A 19,760-nucleotide genomic window follows, 5' to 3' on the forward strand; every position below is an offset into this window, starting at 1 on the left:
CGAGTCCGCCAAGTTCCCCGACGATGCGCGGCATGGCCGTTCCGACAATCGTCCCGTCCAACGCCGCAAAGAGCATCGCAATAATGAGCCCGGTGATCAGCAACGGGCGATGACGAATAGTGCTCGTCGGCACTGCTATCGCTTTTTCCATACTTCTCTCTCCCATCCGTTTTGTCGTTGGTATTCATCCATTTCTTTGACCAATGCATCCAAAGCCGACGCCAGTTGAGGCGCCTGTTGATGCCGCAAATACAACAGCAGCGCTTCGACGATATAGGCACGCGGCGGCTCATTGCGCCCAAGCAGCTCCTCCTCCAGCGCCGCTATGGCTTCCAGCACATCGTTCCCCTGCTTCGGATTGAGTCCATTGGCGGCCTCCCGGACGGCGGCGAACGCCGAAGCCAGCCGCTCCCGCTGACGCTCGCGCTCACGCTTCTCCAGTTCCATCCATGGCGCAAGCGCCTCCTCGGTCAAAAGCGGGCGCTCATCAGCCGTGAAGCTGGCGACAATCGCATCAATGCGCCGCACAAGAAAACGAGCTGCCTCGTCCGCATCAAACGCCTCCTCGCGAAAAAAGAAGTAAAACAAATATTGCCGGATGATGCCGTTCGTCATCATGGCCACATCATACACATACGGACCAACCGCCTCGCCATAGACCTCCGCTAGGCGCGTGCAATACCATAAAAAAAGGCGCCCATGCTGGCGGAACATATACCGTTCCACTTCCGGATTGACTTTCGGCAATTGCTCCGACATCATCATACGCAAAAAGTCTTTGTACTCGCGAATGTGAGAAAAATGGGCCGCCAGCTGGCGGACAAACCGCTCTTTTTCCGTCCCTTCCCCGCCGTCCGCCATGAAATCAGCGACCATTTTTTCGCTGTAGTAGCGGAGCACCGAAAGCAACAACTCCTCCTTTGAGGCGAAATGGTGATAAAACGCTCCTTTGGAAATCCCCCACGCCTCGACCAAATCTTGAATGGAAGTGGTGTGATACCCTTTTTCAGCAAACAATTTCAACGCCGCCTCAATAAATTGGGCGCGCCGCTCATCCATGGCAGCCACTCATTCCTTTCCCATTCGTCCTCATCCACTGCCGATACGACGGCAGCAGCGCGCGCGGTTTCACGACATCAACCCGTACGCCGCGCTGTTGCAGCCATTCTACCAACCGTCGAACATGGATCATTGTCCTCGCCTCCATATCACTTATGACCAAATGGTCAAACTAATTATAAACCAACGTCATAAAGATACGCAACTCAAAAACGATTTTTTTTTGACCAATAGGTCGATTTTTTGCTAATTCCGTTGAACAATCGGTCAATATCCCTTCCTTCAAACAAAAAACGGCCCACCGCCTGATTGAAGACGGTGAACGGCCGTCCTTGCTATTCGATCGCCCTCGCCGCAAGCGCCAACGCACCTGCAATGCCGGCGTTGTCGCCAAGCCCTGGGAGGACGATGTACTCATCGATCTTCTCGAGAATCGCTTCGTGCTGAATATAGCCGCCAAGCAATTCCTGCACATGACGGCGCACAAGCGGCAGCACGTGCGTCTGCTTCATGACGCCCCCGCCCGTGATCACCTTTTTCGGCGATAAAATGAGGATGTAGTTGGCAATCGCTTGGGCAAGATAAAAGGCTTCCAACTCCCATACTTCATGGCGGTCCGCCAATTCCGCCCCCTTTTTCCCCCAGCGCCGCTCAATCGCGGGGCCAGACGCCATCCCTTCCAAACAGTCGCCATGATACGGGCAAATGCCGGCAAACGCGTCATCCGGATGGCGGCGGACCAACATGTGGCCCATCTCCGGGTGAAGCAGCCCATGCAACAGGCGGCCCTCGACGATTGCCCCAACGCCGATACCCGTTCCGACCGTCATGTACAGGCAGCTGTCAAGCCCTCGCGCCGCCCCCCAGCGCTGCTCGCCGAGCGCCGCCGCGTTGACATCCGTGTCAAAGCCGATCGGCACGGGAAAATGTTGCTTTATCGCGCCGACAAAATCGAAGTTTCGCCACGCCTGTTTCGGCGTGCTCGTAATGTACCCATACATCGGGCTGTCCGGGCGCAAATCAACCGGGCCGAATGACCCGATCCCGATCGCCTCCACGTTGTGGGGGCGGAAAAAATCGATAACGTGCGCCATCGTCTCTTCCGGCGCCGTCGTCGGAAACACCGCCCGCTCATGAATGTTCCCTTGTTCATCGCCGATGGCGCAGACAAATTTTGTGCCTCCGGCTTCAATGGCTCCAAGCATCCTATGCGTCCCCTTCCTTTTTGATCATTCCTTTTTTAGTTTACCTTGAAGCATGACTATTTGGAATCCCTTTCACAGCAAAGTCGCCGCACGCCAAACGGAAGGGGAAAAACGGGTGCCGCATTCTAGCGAACAGATGTCCATCACCGTTTTGCACACAAGATGGAGAAATTTGCAAAAAGGCGATTGACACATCATCTGTTGCGTGATACGATATCGAAAAACCAAGTATTCCTATATGAATTATAGAGGAGTGTGTTGCCATGCCTGATATCGTTATTCTCAACGGAAACCCATCGTCCACGTCCCGCCTCAATGGACTCATTGAGTATGCCGAACAGGCTTTGCGGCAGAAGGGATTCGCCATCGAACAAATTCGCGTAGCCGACTTGCCGGCCGATGATTTGGTGCGGGCTCGCTTTGACAGCCCCGCCATTGCAGCCGCCAACCAAAAAGTAGAGAAGTCTCATGGCATCATCATTGCCAGTCCCGTTTTCAAAGCCTCCTACACAGGAATATTGAAAGCGTACTTGGATTTGCTGCCGCAAAAGGGATTGCAGCACAAAGTCGTCCTTCCGTTGTTCATCGGCGGCTCCCTTGCCCATTTGCTCGCGATAGACTACGGATTGAAACCTGTTCTGTCCGCCTTGGGAGCGCGCTACTTGTTGGGCGGCGTCTACGCTGTCGATCAATGGGTTACCCGTCTTCCGGAAGGGGGCTACTCGCTGCCTGAAGAATTGAAGCGCCGGCTTGATGAAAGCTTATCAGAATTGGGCTCCGCCCTTCATCTGTCTGTTTCTAGCTCGTTGTAAGAAGCGATTTCACCCACTCACCCTTATCGTGCAAGCAGATTGCCCCTGTCGGACAATCTGCCTTTTTTATAAGGGAAAAAGAGAACGTCGAGGGGAGGAAACAAGATGGATTTGCGAACCATCCGAACATTTCAAGCGGTCGTGAAACACCGTAGTTTCCAACGAGCAGCTGAAGAATTGAACTATGCACAATCAACCGTTACCACCCATATCAAAAATTTGGAATCCGAGCTCGGCGTCACCCTCATCGAACGGGGCAAATCGTTTCAGTTGACTGAAGCAGGCCGATTGCTCAGCGAAAAAGGAGCGTTTTTGCTAAAAAGCTTCGAGCACTTGCAAAAAACCTTGAAAGAGTGCATCGAGGGCGAAGGAGGCGTCATCCGCATCGGAGCAATGGAACCGACAGCCAGCTATCGTCTGCCTGCCTGGCTGAGCGCTTTCCGGAACAAGCACCCTGCTATTTCGTTCAATATCCAAATTCATAGCAACCAAACGCTTATCGACATGGCCGAGCGTGGAGACATTGACATCGCCATTTGCGCAACTCCGGAATCGTTAACAGGGACAAGCTTCGAACCATTGTTTTCCGAGGATGTCGTGCTTCTTGTTCCTTCTTCCCACCCGTTGGCCAAACGTTCATCGATCGATCTTCACGACTTAGCCTATGAGCGCCTCCTTGTGACAAGCGCTGCTTGCCCATTTCGGCGCCATTTGGAAAAAAAGTTGATTGAACTCGATATTCAACCATTGTATGAAACCGAAGTGAGCAATATGTTGGCGCTAAAATACTACGTTCATGCGGCGCTTGGTGTCGCGGTGGTTCCAAAAATCTCCGTCACCCCTCCTCCCGAAGGAACAGTGGCGCTGCCAATTGTCGATTTTCGCCATGGACTGACCGTCGGCATCTTGCGACGATTTGCGAGTGGAGCATGCCATCCGGCAACGGAAACATGGATTCGTTTTTTGCTGGACCACTATGCGGGAGAACGTTGTACAGATCTTCATATTTTTTTGAACCATCGCTTCTATTTTTTCAATTTTACAAACGGAAGTTGCTCCTTTATATTTTTATTAAACCTATTGAATTACTATGAAATTATATGGAGGGAGCAAGGATGATCATAGCTCTTGTGATCGACGAACAGGAGAACGTTGTCTCCATCATGGAAGGAGCAATCATTCGCCTTTATGACACGGATTCACAAACGTACGAAGACTATCCGAATATCGCCAAGCAACAGCAAGAGGGGCGCCGCAGTGCAGTTCTCCGTTTCGCCAAAGAAAAAGGGGCCGATGCCTTCGCTGCTCCGCCGAATACGTTTTGTGAACGGTCCTACGCTCAAGCTGTCGAGCAGCACGTCCAATTTTATTTGTTGGGACATCCGATTTCGTTCCGAGAGTTCGAAAAGCGGTGGCAAAATGGTTCACTTTCATCAAGCGATCGGCTGCCAGCGGAAACAATTGTTCCTAGCTGACAAGGACGGTGCGCAATCAAAGCGAGAACGCTCTACTCTCTTTTCCCTTTCTGAAGACGATCCAAAGGAGGAGAAAAAATGGTCGAATTTATTACGATGGCCCCGACATCCGGAGACAGTACGTTCGTCGGTCTTGGCAACAATTCGACAAACGTAAACAGCTGGACCGGGACAGACGAGAATCCGGAGCGTCCGCCGACGGTAGAGTACATTGAAGCGATTGCCAAAGCAGCAGAAACCCATGGTTTTTCTACATTGCTGTTGCCGACAGGTGCAGGCTGCCTTGATTCGTTGGCTGTCGCAGCTTATCTCGCAGCGCGAACGACCAAATTGCGCCTTCTGTTCGCCGCCCGTCCTGGCGCCACTTCACCTGCTATTTTTGCCAAACAGTTGGCGACGATCCATGTTTGGACAAATGGACGGGCGTTGCCCAATATCGTGACAGGCGGTTCACCGGTCGAATTAGCGGCTGAGGGGGATTTTCTTGACCATGACACGCGGTATGAACGGACGAGGGAATACATCCATCTGTTGAAGCAACTGTTCACCCTCCCTTCCGTCACGTATGAAGGACGATTTTACCGTCTCGAAAACGCCTCGCTGTTCCCCAAACCCGCACAGCGCCCGCCGATTTATTTCGGAGGAGCCTCAGACATTGCCAAGGAAGTAGCGGCGCAAGTGGCGGATGTGTACATGATGTGGGGAGAGACATTCGAACGAATGAAAGAACGAATCGAAGAAATGAAACAAAAAGCAGCTGGTTACGGGCGAACGCTCCAATACAGCATCTCCTTTCAAGTCGTGCTGGGTGAAACCGAACGAGAAGCATGGGAACGAGCGGATGCGTTAGTCAGCCATCTATCCGAGTCAGCGAAGCAAAAAAAAAGATGAACTGATTGAAAAAGGTGATTCGGTTGGCGCAAGGCGATTACACGAATTGATGAAAACAAGCGCAAAACGGCGTTTCCAAATCGGTCCAAACTTATGGACCGGGCTCACACAAGTGTTGTCGGGCAATTCCATCGCTCTTGTCGGCACCGCTGATCAAATTGCCGACCGGCTTATTGAATTCATCGATCTTGGCTTTGATTATGTATTGTTGCGTGGGTTCCCACATTTGGAAACGATTGAGCAAGTGGGAGCCTCTGTGATTCCGCTTGTTCGGGAGAAGCTTCAGCAGGCGAAGTTGTTTCATCATTGACAGGGGGGACGGAAGTTGAGAGGCAACCGTCGACTGGCAACATTGTTGCTTTTCCTATTCTTATGGGTTTTGTTGAGCTGCAGCCATGAAAAACAGCAAACACACAATAGTTCATTGACCGAGATTCGCATCGGCTACCAAAAAGGCGGAACCATCTTGTTGATGAAACATGAACATAAGCTACAAAAACAGCTCGAACAGGAAGGATATCACGTAACTTGGTCGGAATTCAACACCGGCAGCTCGATTCTGGAAGCACTCAACACTGGAAGCATTGATTTCGCTGTAGCCGGAGATATTCCTTCCATCTTCGCCCTCGCTAAAGGGGCACAATTTCGCTATATCGCTGGAGAGCCGTCATCTCCAGCCTCTGAAGGGATCATCGTACGCAAAGGACTCGACCTTTCTTCACTAGCTGACTTAAAAGGGAGAAAAATTGCCCTCAATAAGGCATCTATCGCCGAATATCTGTTGGTCAAAGCCCTGCATTCTGTCGGTCTGTCGCTTCGGGATGTACAACCTGTATATTTGAATCCACCAGACGCCAGCTTGGCTTTAGAAAAAGGAGAAGTCGACGCATGGGTTGTCTGGGATCCTTTTTTATCCGTAGCTGAAAGCAAAGGACATACATTATTAAAAGATGGAACGGGCATCGTTCCCTATCGCACCTTTTATTTCAGCTCACCTGCTATGACGGACAGCCATCCGGATATTGTTCGTCAATTCGTCCAAGCATTGCAGAAGTCAGGAGAACAAATCCGCCGCGATCCGACAGAAGCTGCACAGCTGCTTCATGAAGCCACGAATTTGCCTGTCGACACATGGATTCACGTGTTGAAAAAACGACAATCTACTGTCCACTGGATCGACCCTCAAGCGGTTCGCGACTTGCAGCAAGAAGCAGACGACTTGCGCGCGATCGGTTTCATTGAAAAACACGTGTCCATAGAAGACGTTGTCTGGAAACCAACAAACAAGTAAAGGGGCTGAGCCACATGAAACGACGACACATCAAGCTTGGACTGTTTCTTATGGGCGTCGGCCATCATATCGCCGCATGGCGACACCCCGATGTGCGGCCGGAATGGTGCGAAGATTTCGCGTTTTTTCGCCGTCTTGCGGAAATCGCGGAACAAGGGAAGCTGGACATGCTGTTTGTCAGCGACGGACTCGCCATTGAGCCGTTGTCTCACCCTGCCGAGATCGTCCGGCTCGAGCCGTTCACATTGCTCGCCGCTTTAGCAGCCGTGACCAGCCGCATCGGGTTGGCCGGCACAGCTTCGACCACATACAACGAACCATTTCACATCGCGCGGAAATTTTCCTCGCTCGACCATATTAGCCGCGGGCGAGCCGCTTGGAACATCGTTACGTCCTACTATGAGGAAGAAGCGTACAATTTCAGCCGAACGGCTCATTTGGAACATCAGCTGCGCTATGAGCGGGCGCGCGAATTTGTCGATGTCGTCAACGGTCTGTGGGAAAGTTGGGATGAAGAGGCGCTGATTCGCGATCCATCATCTGGAATCTACTTTCATCCAGAGAAGTGGCGGCCGTTGAACCATCATGGAACCCACTTCTCGGTGTGCGGGCCGCTGAACTCTTCCCGTCCGCCGCAGGGAAAACCCGTCTTGATTCAAGCCGGCTCATCACAAGACGGCATCCGTTTCGCCGTCCATGTTGCGGAAGTCGTGTTCACCGCCCAATCGACATTAGCGGACGCCCAACGTTTTTACCAAACGGTGAAACAAGAAGCCGCACGGATCGGACGCGATCCTGATCATCTATTGATCATGCCAGGCGTAGCGCCTTACATCGGGCGAACGGAACGAGAAGCGCAAGAGCAATATGAACAATTGCAAAAGTTAATCGTTCCGGAGGTCGGGTTGGCATTTTTATCTGACTACTTAGGGGGCATCGACTTTTCAGGCTATTCACTCGATGATCCGCTTCCCGACGACATTCCTGAAACAAACGGGAATCAAAGCCGGCGCCAGCTTATCATTGATTTAGCGCGCCGCGAACGCTTGACCATCCGCCAACTGTACGAGCGAATCGCTGGAGCGCGAGGGCACTTTACCATCATCGGAACGCCTGAACAAGTCGCTGATCAACTTGAACAGTGGTTTCGCCAAGGAGCGGCGGACGGGTTTAATCTTATGTTTCCGTACTATCCGCATGGACTGTCGCTGTTTGTCGAGCATGTGATCCCGATTTTGCAAAAGCGCGAGTTATTCCGTCGCGACTATGAAGGAACCACATTGCGCGACCATCTAGAACTGCCCATGCCCAATCCGATCCGTGTATAAGGAGTGATTTTATTGGTGCTTCCTGATCTGATTCCCTACTTAGCGAATGATTTGTCCCGATTGTTTGTCAAAACGGAGCGCCACGAACAACTGTTGCAACAAGCCTCTATGCTTGCGGAACAATTCCGTCCGAACATGCGGCGCATTGATGAGGAAGGAGCGTTTCCATTTGAACATTTCCAACTTTTGAAAGAGACCAACTATTTAGCCCTGACCGTTCCAGAAGAATACGGGGGTCAATCATTGTCTTTATACGAATTGATCCTCGTGCAAGAGCGCCTAAGCCAAGGCGATGCTTCCACCGGGTTGTGCGCAGGCTGGCATTTAGGTCTTGTGTACGATATTCGGGAACGCCGCACATGGAATGCGCGCACGTTTGCGTGGCTTTGCAGGGAAATCGTGAATCGAAAAGCCGTCATCAATCGGCTGGCCACCGAAGAAGCAACAGGAAGCCCGACTCGAGGAGGAAAACCGATTACAACCGCAGTGAAACGCGATGGAAAATGGATTCTGACGGGGAGAAAATCATTTGCCTCCATGGCGGAAGCGTTGGACTACTCATTGGTCACAGCCGTCATCGCCGATACGGGGAAAGTCGGGTTTTTCCTCGTCGATCATCGAAGCGACGGGATTCGCATTGAAAAAACGTGGGATATGATCGCCATGCGGGGGACAAGAAGCGATGACGTCATTTTCGATCATGTCGAACTGCCCACCGATGCGTTAGTCGAACTCGATCAATTAGAGTTCGTCAAAGGCGGGGGGAGCCGTGCTTGGCTTTTGCACATTCCCGCTTGCTACTTAGGGGCTGCCATCGCTGCCCGAAATTACGCCATTTCGTTTGCTTCGCACTATCAGCCGAACAGCGTATCCGAACCGATCATTCATCTGCCGCATGTTCGACAGAAAATAGCGGAAATGGATATGGAACTGTGGAAAGCCCGTCACGTTCTTTATTTTACCGCCGAAAGATGGGACGCCATTCCAGAAAAACGTTCAGCAATGGACCGAGAATTAGCATTAGCCAAGTACATTGCGTTAAACAGCGCCAACCGTGTCGTCGATTTGGCCATGCGCATCGCCGGGGCGAAAAGTTTGCACCGCTCCAATCCGTTGCAACAATACTATCGTGATGTGCGGGCGGGGTTGCACAATCCACCCATGGAAGATGCGGTCGTAGAATTGTTTGCATCGCATGCCATTCCGAATGGCGCTGCAATCGTTCACAACACCGGCATCCATCCGTCACCCATCCGTTGAAAGGAGGAAACAAGCCATGGATCGTCCTTTACTATTCAATGCCTTTGAGATGGCAAGTGCGATGCACAACGCCCATGGCCTATGGAAACATCCCGACAGCGAACGTCACCGCCGCTACAAAGAACTTCCCTACTGGGTGGAAATGGCGAAGCGGTTGGAAGCAGGGCTGTTTGACGCCGTTTTTTTCGCTGACGTTCTCGGGGTATACGATACTTATCGCCAAAGCCCATCCCCATCGATTCGTGATGGAATGCAGTTTCCATTAAACGATGCTTCATTGATCATTCCTGTTATGGCAAGCGTCACCACTCATCTTTCGTTCGTGTTAACGGCAAGCACGACTTATGAACATCCGTTTCATATCGCCAGAAGGTTTTCCACTTTGGACCATCTGACAAGCGGACGAATTGCATGGAATATCGTGACTTCTTACTTGCCAAACGCAGCCGCCAACTTCGGACTGGAGAAGATGATTGCCCACGACCAGCGATATGAAATCGCCGATGAGTTTTTGGAAGTGGTCTATCAGTTGTGGGAAGGAAGCTGGGAAGATGGCGCATTTGTCGAAGATCGGACAGCAGAAGTACTGATTGATCCAGACAAAATTCATCCGATCTGCCATCGGGGGCCTTTCTTTGCCGTCAAAGGCCCGCATTTATGCGAACCTTCTCCACAGCGAACACCTGTGTTATACCAAGCTGGTTCCTCAGAGAGGGGAAGAGCGTTTGCGGCCAAACATGCAGAATGCGTTTTCGTCGGTGCACCTTCTGCTGAGCGGCTGCGAGCCTACATCGGGGACATTCGCCGCCAAGCGGAACAATGCGGGCGTGATCCCGAGCAGCTCAAATTTTTCACCTTTCTGACCGTCATTGTGGGTAAAACGTCAGAGCAGGCGGAAGCCAAATTCGAACAATTGCGCCGCCTTTGGAGCGCCGATGCCGCCAAGGCTCAGTTCAGCGGAGCGAGCGGCTATGATTTGGCTGAATATGAAGGAAAGCCAGCCCATGAACCATTTTTGTTCCGTCCCACCGACCACGGACATTACAAAGCGGCTTCGCTAACCAAAGACGCTACAAAACCGCTGACAATCGGTGAGGCGTTGCAAAAAGCCGGAACGCTGACGAGAGAGTCGGTCATCATCGGAAACCCGACACAAGTCGCGGATGCGATTGAAGAGCGGGCCCGCCGCTCTGGAGTGGACGGGTTCAACCTCGTCCATCTTGTCACCCCCAAGGATTTGGATGACTTTATCGAATATGTCGTTCCCATCTTGCAACGGCGTGGACTGTACAAAACCGCCTACACAGACGGCACTTTGCGGGAGAAGCTGTTCGGGGGCGGAGCGCGGCTGCCGAGTCACCATCCCGCTGCCGCCTTTCGCTCCATTGGAGTTCATGCAAAGAGCTCATGATACGATCCATCAGTTCATGAAAGAAGGGGTGATCGAAAACCACATGCTCATTTTCGGTCAACCCCTTCGCCACTTTTGCTATATGTTTGTCTTATGAAAAACGGCTTGTTTCGCCTGGCTTTTCACCTCTCTCATCTTGTTCTCTCCTCCCCGCTCTGGGCGTTGGGAAAGCCAAGCAGCCGTAATGTCGAATAGTTGGCGCCTTGCCGAAATCGCGGAAAACGTATGGTCGGCTTCTGCAATCACATGGCTCCAAAATCGTGAATCAAGCCGTTTTCCAAACGCCTCCCGATACACATCCGCATATGCAACGGGAATATCGTGATCAGCCGTGCCATGAACCAAAAGAACATCACCAGAAAACTGTTCTGCTGCCTTCAGCGGATTCGCATGAGCAAGCGATGCAAAAAAGGAAGGGGGCAATACATATCCACGGTGCTCCACCGTTTCTGCATCGACTTGTCCTCGCCCTTGTGTGGCAATGCGGACGATATCTTGATAGGGATAGGCCACAGGCGCCCACAGCACCAATCGGTCGACACGCCGATCCAATGCAGCTGTGGCCGTCGCCACCGCCCCTCCCAAACTATGGCCGAGAAGCACAAGCGGTCGACGTTCAAATGACGGAATGCGTTCCACTGCACAAATAACATCTCTCGTTTGTCGAATGAAATCATCAAATCGGTTGTTTCCGTACTCTCCGCTGCTCTCCCCGCAACCAGCATAATCAAAACGGACGACTCCGGCTCCGGCCGACGCAAATCGTTCCGCTGCTTGGACAAACAACCGATCCACACCAATCCGCGTACCGATAAACCCATGACAAATGACAACAACAGGCGCATCATCATGATCAACCGACACGGGTGGATCATGAATCGAAACCGCCAAACGTTCCCCTCCGCTCTCAATATATTGGAATTGAATCAACTGCTCTCTCCCCTTTCACCTGCCTTTAATTCATAGTAAATAAATAAGAATACTATGTTTATGTTATTTTACTACGCTTTTGCATAGCCGTCAACCGTCTCTGATCCTAGCCACAGGCAACCATCGGCTGACACACTAAAGGTTGCCAACAAAAGCACTATCTTCTTTACCTGAAAAGAAGATGCCCCTAAAAGCGGAGGGCACCTTTCATCACACTTGTATACATTTCCAAAAAGCAACAGCCTCCGTAAGTAAAATCGACGCAACGGGTGCACCTTCTTTTTTGCTCACCCCTTCACCGATCCGGCAAGCAAGCCGCGGACGAAGTATTTGCCGAGGAAGATGTACACAAGCAACGTCGGCAGTGCGGCGAGCAAGGCTCCTGCCATTTGCACGTTCCATTGCACGATTTGGCTGCCGGATAAGTTTTGCAGGGCGACCATGATCGGCTGTTTGTCGGATGTCGTGATCGTCACCGCGAACAAAAACTCGTTCCAAATGTTTGTAAACTGCCAAATCGCCACGACGACGAACCCGGTAATCGACAGCGGAAGCATAATATACCGGAAAATGCGGACAAATCCCGCGCCGTCGATTTTCGCCGACTCGATCATCTCATCCGGTATCGCGGCGTAAAAATTGCGGAACATGAGCGTCGTAATCGGAATGCCGTAGACGACATGGACGAACACGAGCCCCGGAATCGTGTTGTACAGCCCGATTTCGCGCAAAAACTGGATGAGCGGAATGAGAATGCTTTGATACGGGATGAACATGCCGAACAAAATGAGCGTAAAGAGCGTATCCGCTCCTTTAAACTTCCATTTCGACAGCACGTAGCCGTTGAGCGCCCCAAGCAGCGCGGAGAGCAGCGTCGCCGGCACGACGAGCAAAATCGAATTCCAAAAGTTCGGGGCGAGCTTGTCAAAGGCTGTGGCGTAGCTGCTCCAATCGATCGTTGACGGCAGTTTCCACATGTCGGCCAGTGTCACTTCATCAAGCGGCTTCAAGCTCGTGGCGACCATGACATACACCGGCATGAGGAAAAACACGCTCATGGCGATGGCCAATGCGTACAAAAACGGCCGCGCCCACACGGATCTCGCCATCACGATCCCCCCTTCCGGCTTGAGATAAGATACGGAACGATAAAGATGGCGACCGACAGCAGCATCACGATCGCAATCGCCGCGCCGTTGGCGTAATAGTTGCCGCGGAACGTCGTTTCAAACATGTATACGCCCGGCACATCGGTGACAAAGTTCGCCCCCGGCCCGGTCATGGCGTAAATCAAATCGAAAATTTTCAGCGAAATATGGGCCATAATGATGATGACGCTGACGGTGATCGGCCGCAGCAGCGGCAAAATGATTTTCCAATACAATTGAAACTCGGTCGCTCCGTCCATCCGCGCCGCTTCCCGCACTTCATCCGGAATGGCGCGCAGGCCGGCGAGATACATCGCCACCGCAAATCCGGTCATTTGCCAGACGGCCGCCACGACAACAGCAACGATGGCGACAGGAACGCCAAATTCGATTTTCCCCCAATGGAATCCGCCAAGGATGTTCGTATCCGTATACCATTTTCCATCAAGGCCAAGCGGTTTCAAAAATAGATTCACACCCGTTGACGGGTTGAACAGCCATTGCCACACGACTCCGGTGACGACAAAGGACAAAGCCATCGGGAAAAAGAAAATATTGCGGAACAGCGACTCGCCGCGCAGCTTTTGGTCAAGCAAAATGGCAAGCAGCTGGCCGAGCACGATGACGGCGGCGATAAACAACACCGTAAACACGAGCGTATTGCGCAAGTCGGCCTGGAAGCGGAAATCATGAAACAAATACAGATAGTTTTTCAACCCGGCAAACGACCAATCCGGTACAAGGGAGTTCCAGTTGCTCAACGACACATACCCCGTCCAGCCGATAAACCCGTACACAAATAAGAAAATCAGTACGACCGACGGCGCCAAAAACGCCGCTGCCAGCCAATGATCGGCCGTCCATTTCCGCTTTTTCCGCACCGCCGGGACGGCCGTTGCCTTCTCCGTCGTTGTGACGTTGACCGTTTCCACTACGATTCCTCCTCATGATGGCGAAAAGGGGAAGAGAATGGCTCCCGTCCCCTTTTCTCCATTATTTCTTCAGTTCTGCTGCAGCCGAAGCCAACGTGTCGATGAACGTCTTCACATCTTTTTGCGTCACGAAAATGTTGACGGCCTGATTCACCTTCGTGACAAACCCTTCCGGCGCTGCGGAGCCGTGGGCTAAGCTCGGCGCCAATTCGGCTGTTTTGAAGTCTTGCATCGTTTGTTTGCCGTATTCATCGTACTTGGACGGATCCGCGTCGATGCGGGCCGGGATGGAGCCTTTCAGCGGGTTGAACGCATCTTGCCCTTCCACCGAGCCAAGCACCGCTAAAAATTTCTTTACATCATCCGGGTTTTTCACGCCTTTCGGCAGGCCGAACGTATCGGTAATGACCATAAACTTGCCTTCCGTATTCGGCACTGGCACATAGCCGAAGTCTTGGTTCACCTTCAATTTCAAATCGTTGACAAAATAGCCTTTCACCCAATCGCCCATCACGTACATGGCCGCTTTTCCTTCGGCAACGAGCTGGGCGGCGTCTTGCCAGTTGCGCGAGCTATGGTCTTCGTTAATATAGCCAAGCATTTTCTTAAACGTCTCAACGGCTTGTTTCACTTGTGGGTCGTTAAACGACAATTCGCCCGTCCAAAGCTTCTTGTAGTTTTCCGTTCCAAGCGTGCCAAGCAGCACGTTTTCAAACAGGTGCGTCGCCGCCCACGGCTCTTTGTCGCCCAAGGCGAGCGGCGTAATGCCTTTTGCTTTCAGCTTATCCGCCGCTTGGAAAAACTCGTCGAACGTTTTCGGCGGCTGGAGTCCGTTGTCGGCAAAGATTTTTTTGTTGTACCAGAGCACGTTGCCGCGGTGAATGTTGACGGGCACGGAGTAAATGTTGCCGTCTTTGCTTACCATATCGATAAGCGCTTTCGGGAATTTGTCCATCCAGCCTTCTTTTTCATACAAATCGTTGAGCGGCTCCATTTTGCCAGCCGCAACCCAGCCTTCATTCAGCTCCGCTCCGCCGTGCACTTGGAACGTTGATGGCGGGTCGTTCCCTTGCATGCGGCTCGCCAACACCGCCTTGGCGTTCGTTCCGGCCCCGCCGGCGACTGCGGCGTTTTCGACTTTAATATCCGGATATTTTTCTTGGAACAGTTTGATGAGCGCTTTTAAGCCGTCTTCCTCGCCGGCTCCCGTCCACCAGCTGAAAATCTCGAGTTTCTCTCCCGCTTTTTGGCTGCCTTGTTTGGCGTGATCGGATGAAGAGTTCGAGCTGCTGCAGCCTGAGAGCGCCATCCCAATTCCAAGCGCCAACGCCAGCCATGCGGATGCTTTCTTTCTCATGGTTCTCCCCCTTTGTCTTTTGTTTTTGAAACCCCTTTCAACATCGAGTGTACCATGCGCTGTCCAGCAAACGGCGGCTTGATTTCTTCACTTTTTTGCGTTTTTCTTCACTTTTTTGTTTTCCGTTCTCCTGTCAGGCAAGCGGTGCAGCGGACAGCCATTTCGCTTTTATGGCGCGAAAAAAGCCCGTCTCCCCATCCAGGGGGCGGGCTTCGTTTCAGACGCCGGAAGAGGGCGGGGCAGCCTGCTTTGTCTGCGGGACTTACCTTTTGACTTGCCATGCACCTTCCTTGTTGGAGACAGCACTCCCCTTGTCAGCGCGCCTGCACTTTTTTCCGGTATTCGCTCGGCGACAGGCCGGTCTGCTTTTTAAAGACGCGGCTAAAATAGTTGGGATCGTTGTAGCCGACTGAAAAACAAATTTCTTTTAAGCTTTGGTCCGTCCCAGCCAGCGCTTCTTTCGCCCGTTCGATGCGCACGTTCGTCACGTAGTCGATAAAGGTGATGCCAAAGTGCTCTTTGAACAGTTTGCTGAAGTAGTACGGGCTCATCCCGGCTTGTTCCGCCACTTCTTCAAGCGTCAGCGGCTTGGCGTAGTGGCGGTCAATGTAGTCTTTCGCTTTGCCGAGTTTGCCGTAGGCTTGCTGCTGGCGCCAAACCTCGAGATCAGCGGCGATGCGGTCCAGTTCATCAAGCGCCGCCCGCTTCAATTCTGCCGCCGACCGGCAGGAAGCAAAGGAAGCGAGCCGCTCATAACGAATGCCCAGCTCCGATAGAAGACGCCCGAGCCACACAAAGGTCTCTTCCGCTTTGCGACCGGCGGCCGGCAGTGAATGAGAAGAGGCCAGTTCCTCTATATACGTCAGACAAATTATCCGGGCTTGCTCGATGTCGCCAAGGCGCAGCGCTTCAAACAGCTGTTTATCCCGTTCCGCTTCCCCGCCGGCGCGCGTCGCTTCCGCCGGCAGAAACCCCACTTGTGCTTTTTGCCGGTCGGCGTAATAATGAGCGGCCGACAGCGCCTCATAGTACGAGGAACGAAGTTGGTCAAGGCGGGAAAACGGGGAGCCGAGCCCGATATACAGCGCGGCGCCGTACCGGGCGGAAAACTGCCGCGCCAAATCGAGCGCCAATGCCTGGACGGTGGGCTTCCAGGCCGGCTCGCCATCGTTTGGGCTGCGGAAAAACAAGACCGGCAGGCGCCGGTTCGCCATCCGCCCTATCCAATAGCGCGTTGGCGCCTTCCCGCTAAGCTGCTTGTCCAGCCATGATTTCCATTCGTCAGCCACCCCTGCATCCGGGAACTGAATGACCATAAACATTCCCGAGGCGATCGAAAACGGCAGCAGTTCCTTCCACCGCTCCCACTCATCAGCCGATACGTCTTCTGTCATGAGGACAGACAGCCATTCGCTTTCCACAAGCGTCTGCAACCGGCGAATCTGCTCCTCGAGCTGGCGGCTGCTCTCCTCGTGTCGCCGCTTGGCCGCCACTTCTTGTCTGACCCGTTCCAAAGCCGAAATGACCTCCTCCTTCCGGCTCGGTTTCAATAAATATTCCTTGACGCCAAACCGCATCGCTTGTTTCGCATAGTCGAACAAATCAAACGCCGACACAATAATGAACTCAAGATCCAATCCGTCTTGGCGAATCGCTTCGATGGCTTGCAGCCCGTCAAGGCCGGGCATTTTGATGTCTATAAGCATCACATCCGGGCGATATTGCTTGGCAATGTCAATGGCCTCGCGCCCGTTGGCGCCCTCGGCGACCACCTCGATGTCCGGAAGGTGGTCGTGAATCATTTTGCAAAGCGCTCTTCGCTCCAACGCCTCATCATCGACGATCGCCACTTTCACCGTTCATCCCCCCTTGCCATCTTGGCAGCCATAACCGCACCGTCGTTCCGTTTCCTAGCGCAGACTCGATTTCAGCCACATCCATCACTCCGTAAAACAGCTGCAGCCGGCGAATGACATTGCGCAAGCCGATGCCGGTCGAATGGCCGCGCCCTTGCTCACGGCGCGCCGGCGGTTCTTCGCCGCGGATCAACGCCTCAAGCTCCGCTTTCACCTGCTCATCCATGCCAACGCCATTGTCGCGCACTTCCACAACGACCCGCCCATTGTCGGCGAAAACGGAAACGGACAGCTCGGCTCCCTGCTCGTACGTCTCAATGCCATGGATGAACGCATTTTCAATCAGCGGCTGCAACGTGAGCGGCGGAATCGGTTGATCGAGGCAAGATGGTTCCGCCTCTAACGAAAACTTGATCCGATCAAAAAACCGCGTCTGCTGGATGAAGAAATATTCACGGGCGATGCGCACCTCATCGGCAAGCGTCACCGTCCGCTGCAAATCGCCCAAGTTGTAGCGCAAAATGGCCGCCACCGCTTCAATCAGCCGCGACGTTTGCTGGGCGTCCTCCAAGTACGCCATCTTCGCAACCGTGTTCAGCGTATTGAATAAAAAATGCGGATTGATTTGGCTTTGCAAGCTTTTGAGTTCCAGCTCCTTCACCAGCCGGTCGAGCTCAGCCTTTTGTTTCATCTCCGCAATCAGCTGCTTTAAATTGCGGCGCATATCATTAAACGTGATCGTCAACAATCGCAGTTCGTCATTCGTCGTCGGCTCCACATCCGGCCCGTCCAGCCGCCCGTCAGCGATGGATCGGGCAGCGCGCGAGAGAAGAATGATCGGCTTCGTTACGTGGCCGGAAAAGAACACCGCCAGCAAGGCGCCAAGCAACAACGTCGTGACAAACAATCCCATTCCCATATAGCGGAAATAGCGGTTGCGCCGCTCCACTTCATCGTACCGCCGTTGGTAGGCCGTCAGCTCATCGTCAATCAAGTTTAACGTTTCCTCTTGCAAAAAGGACGCAATGTTCATCGTTTCATGCAAGTGGGACGAGTACAAGCCAATATTTCCAGCTTGAAAATGATAGACCGTCAGCGCCGCCTCCTCCAGCAAACTTTCAATCATATGTTCATAGTTTTCCGCCGCCAACCGATCGGACAGCACTGGCAAGATGGCGCCGAGCTGCCGGCGGCGTTGCTGCAGCCAGCGGAACTCCCGCTCATAAGCGCGTGCATACCGTCCTTCTTTTTCCGAGACGTACGCATTGAGTTGTTCGGTCATCCGATTCGTCCGCTGCGACACCTCATTCAGCAACAGCAATCGGCGCATCCGTTGATCATAATCGCTCATCATCTCTTCGCTCGTCTGATACAAAAGAAACACCGCTCCGTTGAGCAAAAGCAAAAACACGGTAAAGCAAAGCAGCATCTTCGTCCGAATGTTCATCTCGATTCCACCCCGCTGTCACCGGCGCTTTGTTGCCTGCATCGCCCTGCCGCTTCAAGCCGAACGTGTTCGAACGTCAAGGACGGCCATCTCTCATGCTTTAGCGGTGTTCGCCAACCTTTCTCCGCTTTCAGCCCCCTCCCTACGGAGGCTTGGAAGGCGCCTTCATGGCGTGTTGACCTCATAATGGCGCGCCGGGCGCAGCGGCAAATCCTCTTTTCGGATCACTTTCGTCTCCGTATTCGTCACCGCCGGCACGTCTCTGCCGGCGACGATCTCGGCCATCATGTTGACCGCCTTGTATCCCATTTCATACGGCTCCTGCACCACGGTCGCCGCAATCGTTCCTTTCTGCAAATAGCGAATCGTCTCCGGAAGCGTATCAAAACCGATAATATACGTCTTTTGCTCGCGGTGAAACTGTTCCACCACTTGGGCAATACCGATCGCATCAAGCGCGCTTGTGCCGTAAAACGCATTCACATCCGGGTGCTTTTTCAAAATCGTATACGCCTTTTCCGCGGCTTGCACACGCGTAATGTGCGACTCTTCGATGGCGACGATGCGGATGCCTTTTTCCTGTCTCACCGCATCCTCAAATCCGCGCACTCGCAGCTGTTGGTGCGCCGCCGTCAAACTGCCGGTAATAATCGCGACCGTCGCCTTGCCCTTCGTATCCTCAGCCAACGCCCGTCCCGCGAGAAAACCGGCATAATAATTATCCGTTCCCACATAGGCGACACGTCGGCTCGTCGGGGCATCCGTATCGATCGTCACTACAGGAATATTCTTGTCCGTAATTTCGTTAATCACGGGGACAAATTCCGCTTCCGTCAACCCTTGTGTGATGATCCCATCGACTTTCGCCGCCGCAGCTTTTTTCAAAATGCGCAAATGCTCATCCATATTCGCCTGCCGCGGGCCGATATACTCAAGATCAACCCCCAGTTCTTTCGCCGCCGCTTTCGCTCCTTTTTCCACGAGCCGCCAGTAATCATTATCGAGTTCCTCTGGCACAAGCACGAAATGATAGGCCTCTTTTGTTTTTTCCGGAACCCGTTCCTTCTCTGATTTCGGATACGCATACACGTTCCAAGCGCAATAGGCGGTGAAGGAAGCGCTTGCAAAGAGCAGGGCGATGCCGCCCCCGTAAAACAGCCGTTTCCACCAATCGCGCATCTTGATCCCTCCTACCGCCATTGTACACGAACGTCGGGGCGCTAGCCTAGACAAAAGAAAATGGATGCCGTGTCTCTCCCTTCTTCCCGCCTGCCGCGGCCTCACATCGCCCTCCTCTTCTTTTCGACGTATATAAATGATGCCCTTTTATGCAAAAAATTCATTTACCTACCTTTTTT

19 protein-coding genes are annotated in these 19,760 nt (G+C 52.9%); 9 read left to right on the plus strand and 10 right to left on the minus strand.

Translation table 11 applies throughout. From position 1 onward, the window contains the following. Positions 1-135: 135 nt before the first annotated feature. From I656_RS06355 to I656_RS06345, 3 genes are all read right to left on the minus strand, one after another. Positions 136-1,059 carry a TetR/AcrR family transcriptional regulator gene (locus I656_RS06355; RefSeq protein WP_033005882.1) on the minus strand — a complete coding sequence of 308 codons (924 nt, stop codon included), beginning with the start codon at positions 1,057-1,059 and terminating at the stop codon, positions 136-138. Beyond that, positions 1,052-1,192 (minus strand): hypothetical protein, encoded by a 141-nt coding sequence (locus I656_RS18680; protein ID WP_033005884.1) that lies wholly within the window; start codon positions 1,190-1,192, stop codon positions 1,052-1,054. The genes I656_RS06355 and I656_RS18680 overlap by 8 nt, the downstream gene beginning before the upstream one ends. Before the next feature lie 202 nt (positions 1,193-1,394). Next, a complete protein-coding gene (locus I656_RS06345; protein WP_020755465.1) occupies positions 1,395-2,264 on the minus strand; it encodes an ROK family protein in 870 nt (289 codons plus the stop codon). Between the two features lie 263 nt (positions 2,265-2,527). Between I656_RS06345 and ssuE the strand changes: the two genes are divergently transcribed. From ssuE to I656_RS06305, 9 genes are all read left to right on the plus strand, one after another. Beyond that, entirely contained in the window at positions 2,528-3,076 is a 549-nt protein-coding gene (gene ssuE / locus I656_RS06340; RefSeq protein WP_015375912.1) for an NADPH-dependent FMN reductase, read from the plus strand. Between the two features lie 105 nt (positions 3,077-3,181). Continuing rightward, positions 3,182-4,195: a LysR family transcriptional regulator gene (locus I656_RS0115865; RefSeq protein WP_020755466.1), complete on the plus strand. Its 1,014-nt coding sequence runs from the start codon at positions 3,182-3,184 to the stop codon at positions 4,193-4,195. After that, complete coding sequence (locus I656_RS06335) at positions 4,192-4,551, plus strand: hypothetical protein (protein WP_015375914.1); 360 nt, start codon at positions 4,192-4,194, stop codon at positions 4,549-4,551. The genes I656_RS0115865 and I656_RS06335 overlap by 4 nt, the downstream gene beginning before the upstream one ends. Positions 4,552-4,629: 78 nt before the next feature. Next, the gene (locus I656_RS06330) at positions 4,630-5,442 is read left to right on the plus strand and encodes an LLM class flavin-dependent oxidoreductase (RefSeq protein ID WP_020755468.1); all 813 of its coding nucleotides are present in this window, start codon (positions 4,630-4,632) and stop codon (positions 5,440-5,442) included. A 46-nt stretch (positions 5,443-5,488) separates the two neighbouring features. After that, the gene (locus I656_RS19240) at positions 5,489-5,752 is read left to right on the plus strand and encodes an alkanesulfonate monooxygenase (protein WP_020755469.1); all 264 of its coding nucleotides are present in this window, start codon (positions 5,489-5,491) and stop codon (positions 5,750-5,752) included. A 15-nt stretch (positions 5,753-5,767) separates the two neighbouring features. Further along, a complete protein-coding gene (locus tag I656_RS06320) occupies positions 5,768-6,733 on the plus strand; it encodes an aliphatic sulfonate ABC transporter substrate-binding protein (RefSeq protein WP_015375916.1) in 966 nt (321 codons plus the stop codon). Between the two features lie 14 nt (positions 6,734-6,747). Continuing rightward, positions 6,748-8,061 (plus strand): LLM class flavin-dependent oxidoreductase, encoded by a 1,314-nt coding sequence (locus I656_RS06315; protein ID WP_015375917.1) that lies wholly within the window; start codon positions 6,748-6,750, stop codon positions 8,059-8,061. Positions 8,062-8,073: 12 nt separating this feature from the next. Next, complete coding sequence (locus I656_RS06310; RefSeq protein ID WP_015375918.1) at positions 8,074-9,321, plus strand: acyl-CoA dehydrogenase family protein; 1,248 nt, start codon at positions 8,074-8,076, stop codon at positions 9,319-9,321. A gap of 16 nt (positions 9,322-9,337) precedes the next feature. Further along, positions 9,338-10,732 carry an LLM class flavin-dependent oxidoreductase gene (locus I656_RS06305; RefSeq protein WP_033005888.1) on the plus strand — a complete coding sequence of 465 codons (1,395 nt, stop codon included), beginning with the start codon at positions 9,338-9,340 and terminating at the stop codon, positions 10,730-10,732. Between the two features lie 78 nt (positions 10,733-10,810). On the opposite strand, the gene I656_RS06300 is transcribed toward I656_RS06305, so the two are convergent. From I656_RS06300 to I656_RS06270, 7 genes are all read right to left on the minus strand, one after another. Beyond that, positions 10,811-11,662 (minus strand): S9 family peptidase, encoded by an 852-nt coding sequence (locus I656_RS06300; RefSeq protein WP_015375923.1) that lies wholly within the window; start codon positions 11,660-11,662, stop codon positions 10,811-10,813. A 287-nt stretch (positions 11,663-11,949) separates the two neighbouring features. Further along, positions 11,950-12,771 carry a carbohydrate ABC transporter permease gene (locus I656_RS06295; RefSeq protein ID WP_015375924.1) on the minus strand — a complete coding sequence of 274 codons (822 nt, stop codon included), beginning with the start codon at positions 12,769-12,771 and terminating at the stop codon, positions 11,950-11,952. Next, a complete protein-coding gene (locus tag I656_RS06290) occupies positions 12,771-13,742 on the minus strand; it encodes a carbohydrate ABC transporter permease (RefSeq protein WP_015375925.1) in 972 nt (323 codons plus the stop codon). Before I656_RS06290 ends, I656_RS06295 begins: the two co-directional genes overlap by 1 nt. A gap of 61 nt (positions 13,743-13,803) precedes the next feature. Further along, positions 13,804-15,099: an ABC transporter substrate-binding protein gene (locus I656_RS06285; protein WP_020755473.1), complete on the minus strand. Its 1,296-nt coding sequence runs from the start codon at positions 15,097-15,099 to the stop codon at positions 13,804-13,806. 314 nt (positions 15,100-15,413) lie between these two features. Beyond that, positions 15,414-16,955, minus strand: a complete 1,542-nt coding sequence (locus tag I656_RS06280) for a response regulator transcription factor (protein WP_020755474.1) — start codon at positions 16,953-16,955, stop codon at positions 15,414-15,416. Beyond that, positions 16,933-18,402 carry a sensor histidine kinase gene (locus tag I656_RS06275; RefSeq protein WP_015375928.1) on the minus strand — a complete coding sequence of 490 codons (1,470 nt, stop codon included), beginning with the start codon at positions 18,400-18,402 and terminating at the stop codon, positions 16,933-16,935. Before I656_RS06275 ends, I656_RS06280 begins: the two co-directional genes overlap by 23 nt. Positions 18,403-18,567: 165 nt before the next feature. After that, entirely contained in the window at positions 18,568-19,581 is a 1,014-nt protein-coding gene (locus I656_RS06270) for a sugar-binding protein (protein ID WP_015375929.1), read from the minus strand. Between the last annotated feature and the right edge of the window lie 179 nt (positions 19,582-19,760).

The organism is Geobacillus sp. WSUCF1 (assembly GCF_000422025.1).
Taxonomy (GTDB): domain Bacteria; phylum Bacillota; class Bacilli; order Bacillales; family Anoxybacillaceae; genus Geobacillus; species Geobacillus zalihae.

Bases quoted from the DNA above. Each gene is read 5' to 3' on its own strand.
- I656_RS06355 (WP_033005882.1), bottom strand. From the start codon at position 1,059: ATGGATGAGCGGCGCGCCCAATTTATTGAGGCGGCGTTGAAATTGTTT.
- I656_RS18680 (WP_033005884.1), bottom strand. From the start codon at position 1,192: ATGATCCATGTTCGACGGTTGGTAGAATGGCTGCAACAGCGCGGCGTA.
- I656_RS06345 (WP_020755465.1), bottom strand. From the start codon at position 2,264: ATGCTTGGAGCCATTGAAGCCGGAGGCACAAAATTTGTCTGCGCCATC.
- ssuE (WP_015375912.1), top strand. From the start codon at position 2,528: ATGCCTGATATCGTTATTCTCAACGGAAACCCATCGTCCACGTCCCGC.
- I656_RS0115865 (WP_020755466.1), top strand. From the start codon at position 3,182: ATGGATTTGCGAACCATCCGAACATTTCAAGCGGTCGTGAAACACCGT.
- I656_RS06335 (WP_015375914.1), top strand. From the start codon at position 4,192: ATGATCATAGCTCTTGTGATCGACGAACAGGAGAACGTTGTCTCCATC.
- I656_RS06330 (WP_020755468.1), top strand. From the start codon at position 4,630: ATGGTCGAATTTATTACGATGGCCCCGACATCCGGAGACAGTACGTTC.
- I656_RS06315 (WP_015375917.1), top strand. From the start codon at position 6,748: ATGAAACGACGACACATCAAGCTTGGACTGTTTCTTATGGGCGTCGGC.
- I656_RS06305 (WP_033005888.1), top strand. From the start codon at position 9,338: ATGGATCGTCCTTTACTATTCAATGCCTTTGAGATGGCAAGTGCGATG.
- I656_RS06295 (WP_015375924.1), bottom strand. From the start codon at position 12,771: ATGGCGAGATCCGTGTGGGCGCGGCCGTTTTTGTACGCATTGGCCATC.
- I656_RS06285 (WP_020755473.1), bottom strand. From the start codon at position 15,099: ATGAGAAAGAAAGCATCCGCATGGCTGGCGTTGGCGCTTGGAATTGGG.
- I656_RS06275 (WP_015375928.1), bottom strand. From the start codon at position 18,402: ATGAACATTCGGACGAAGATGCTGCTTTGCTTTACCGTGTTTTTGCTT.
- I656_RS06270 (WP_015375929.1), bottom strand. From the start codon at position 19,581: ATGCGCGATTGGTGGAAACGGCTGTTTTACGGGGGCGGCATCGCCCTG.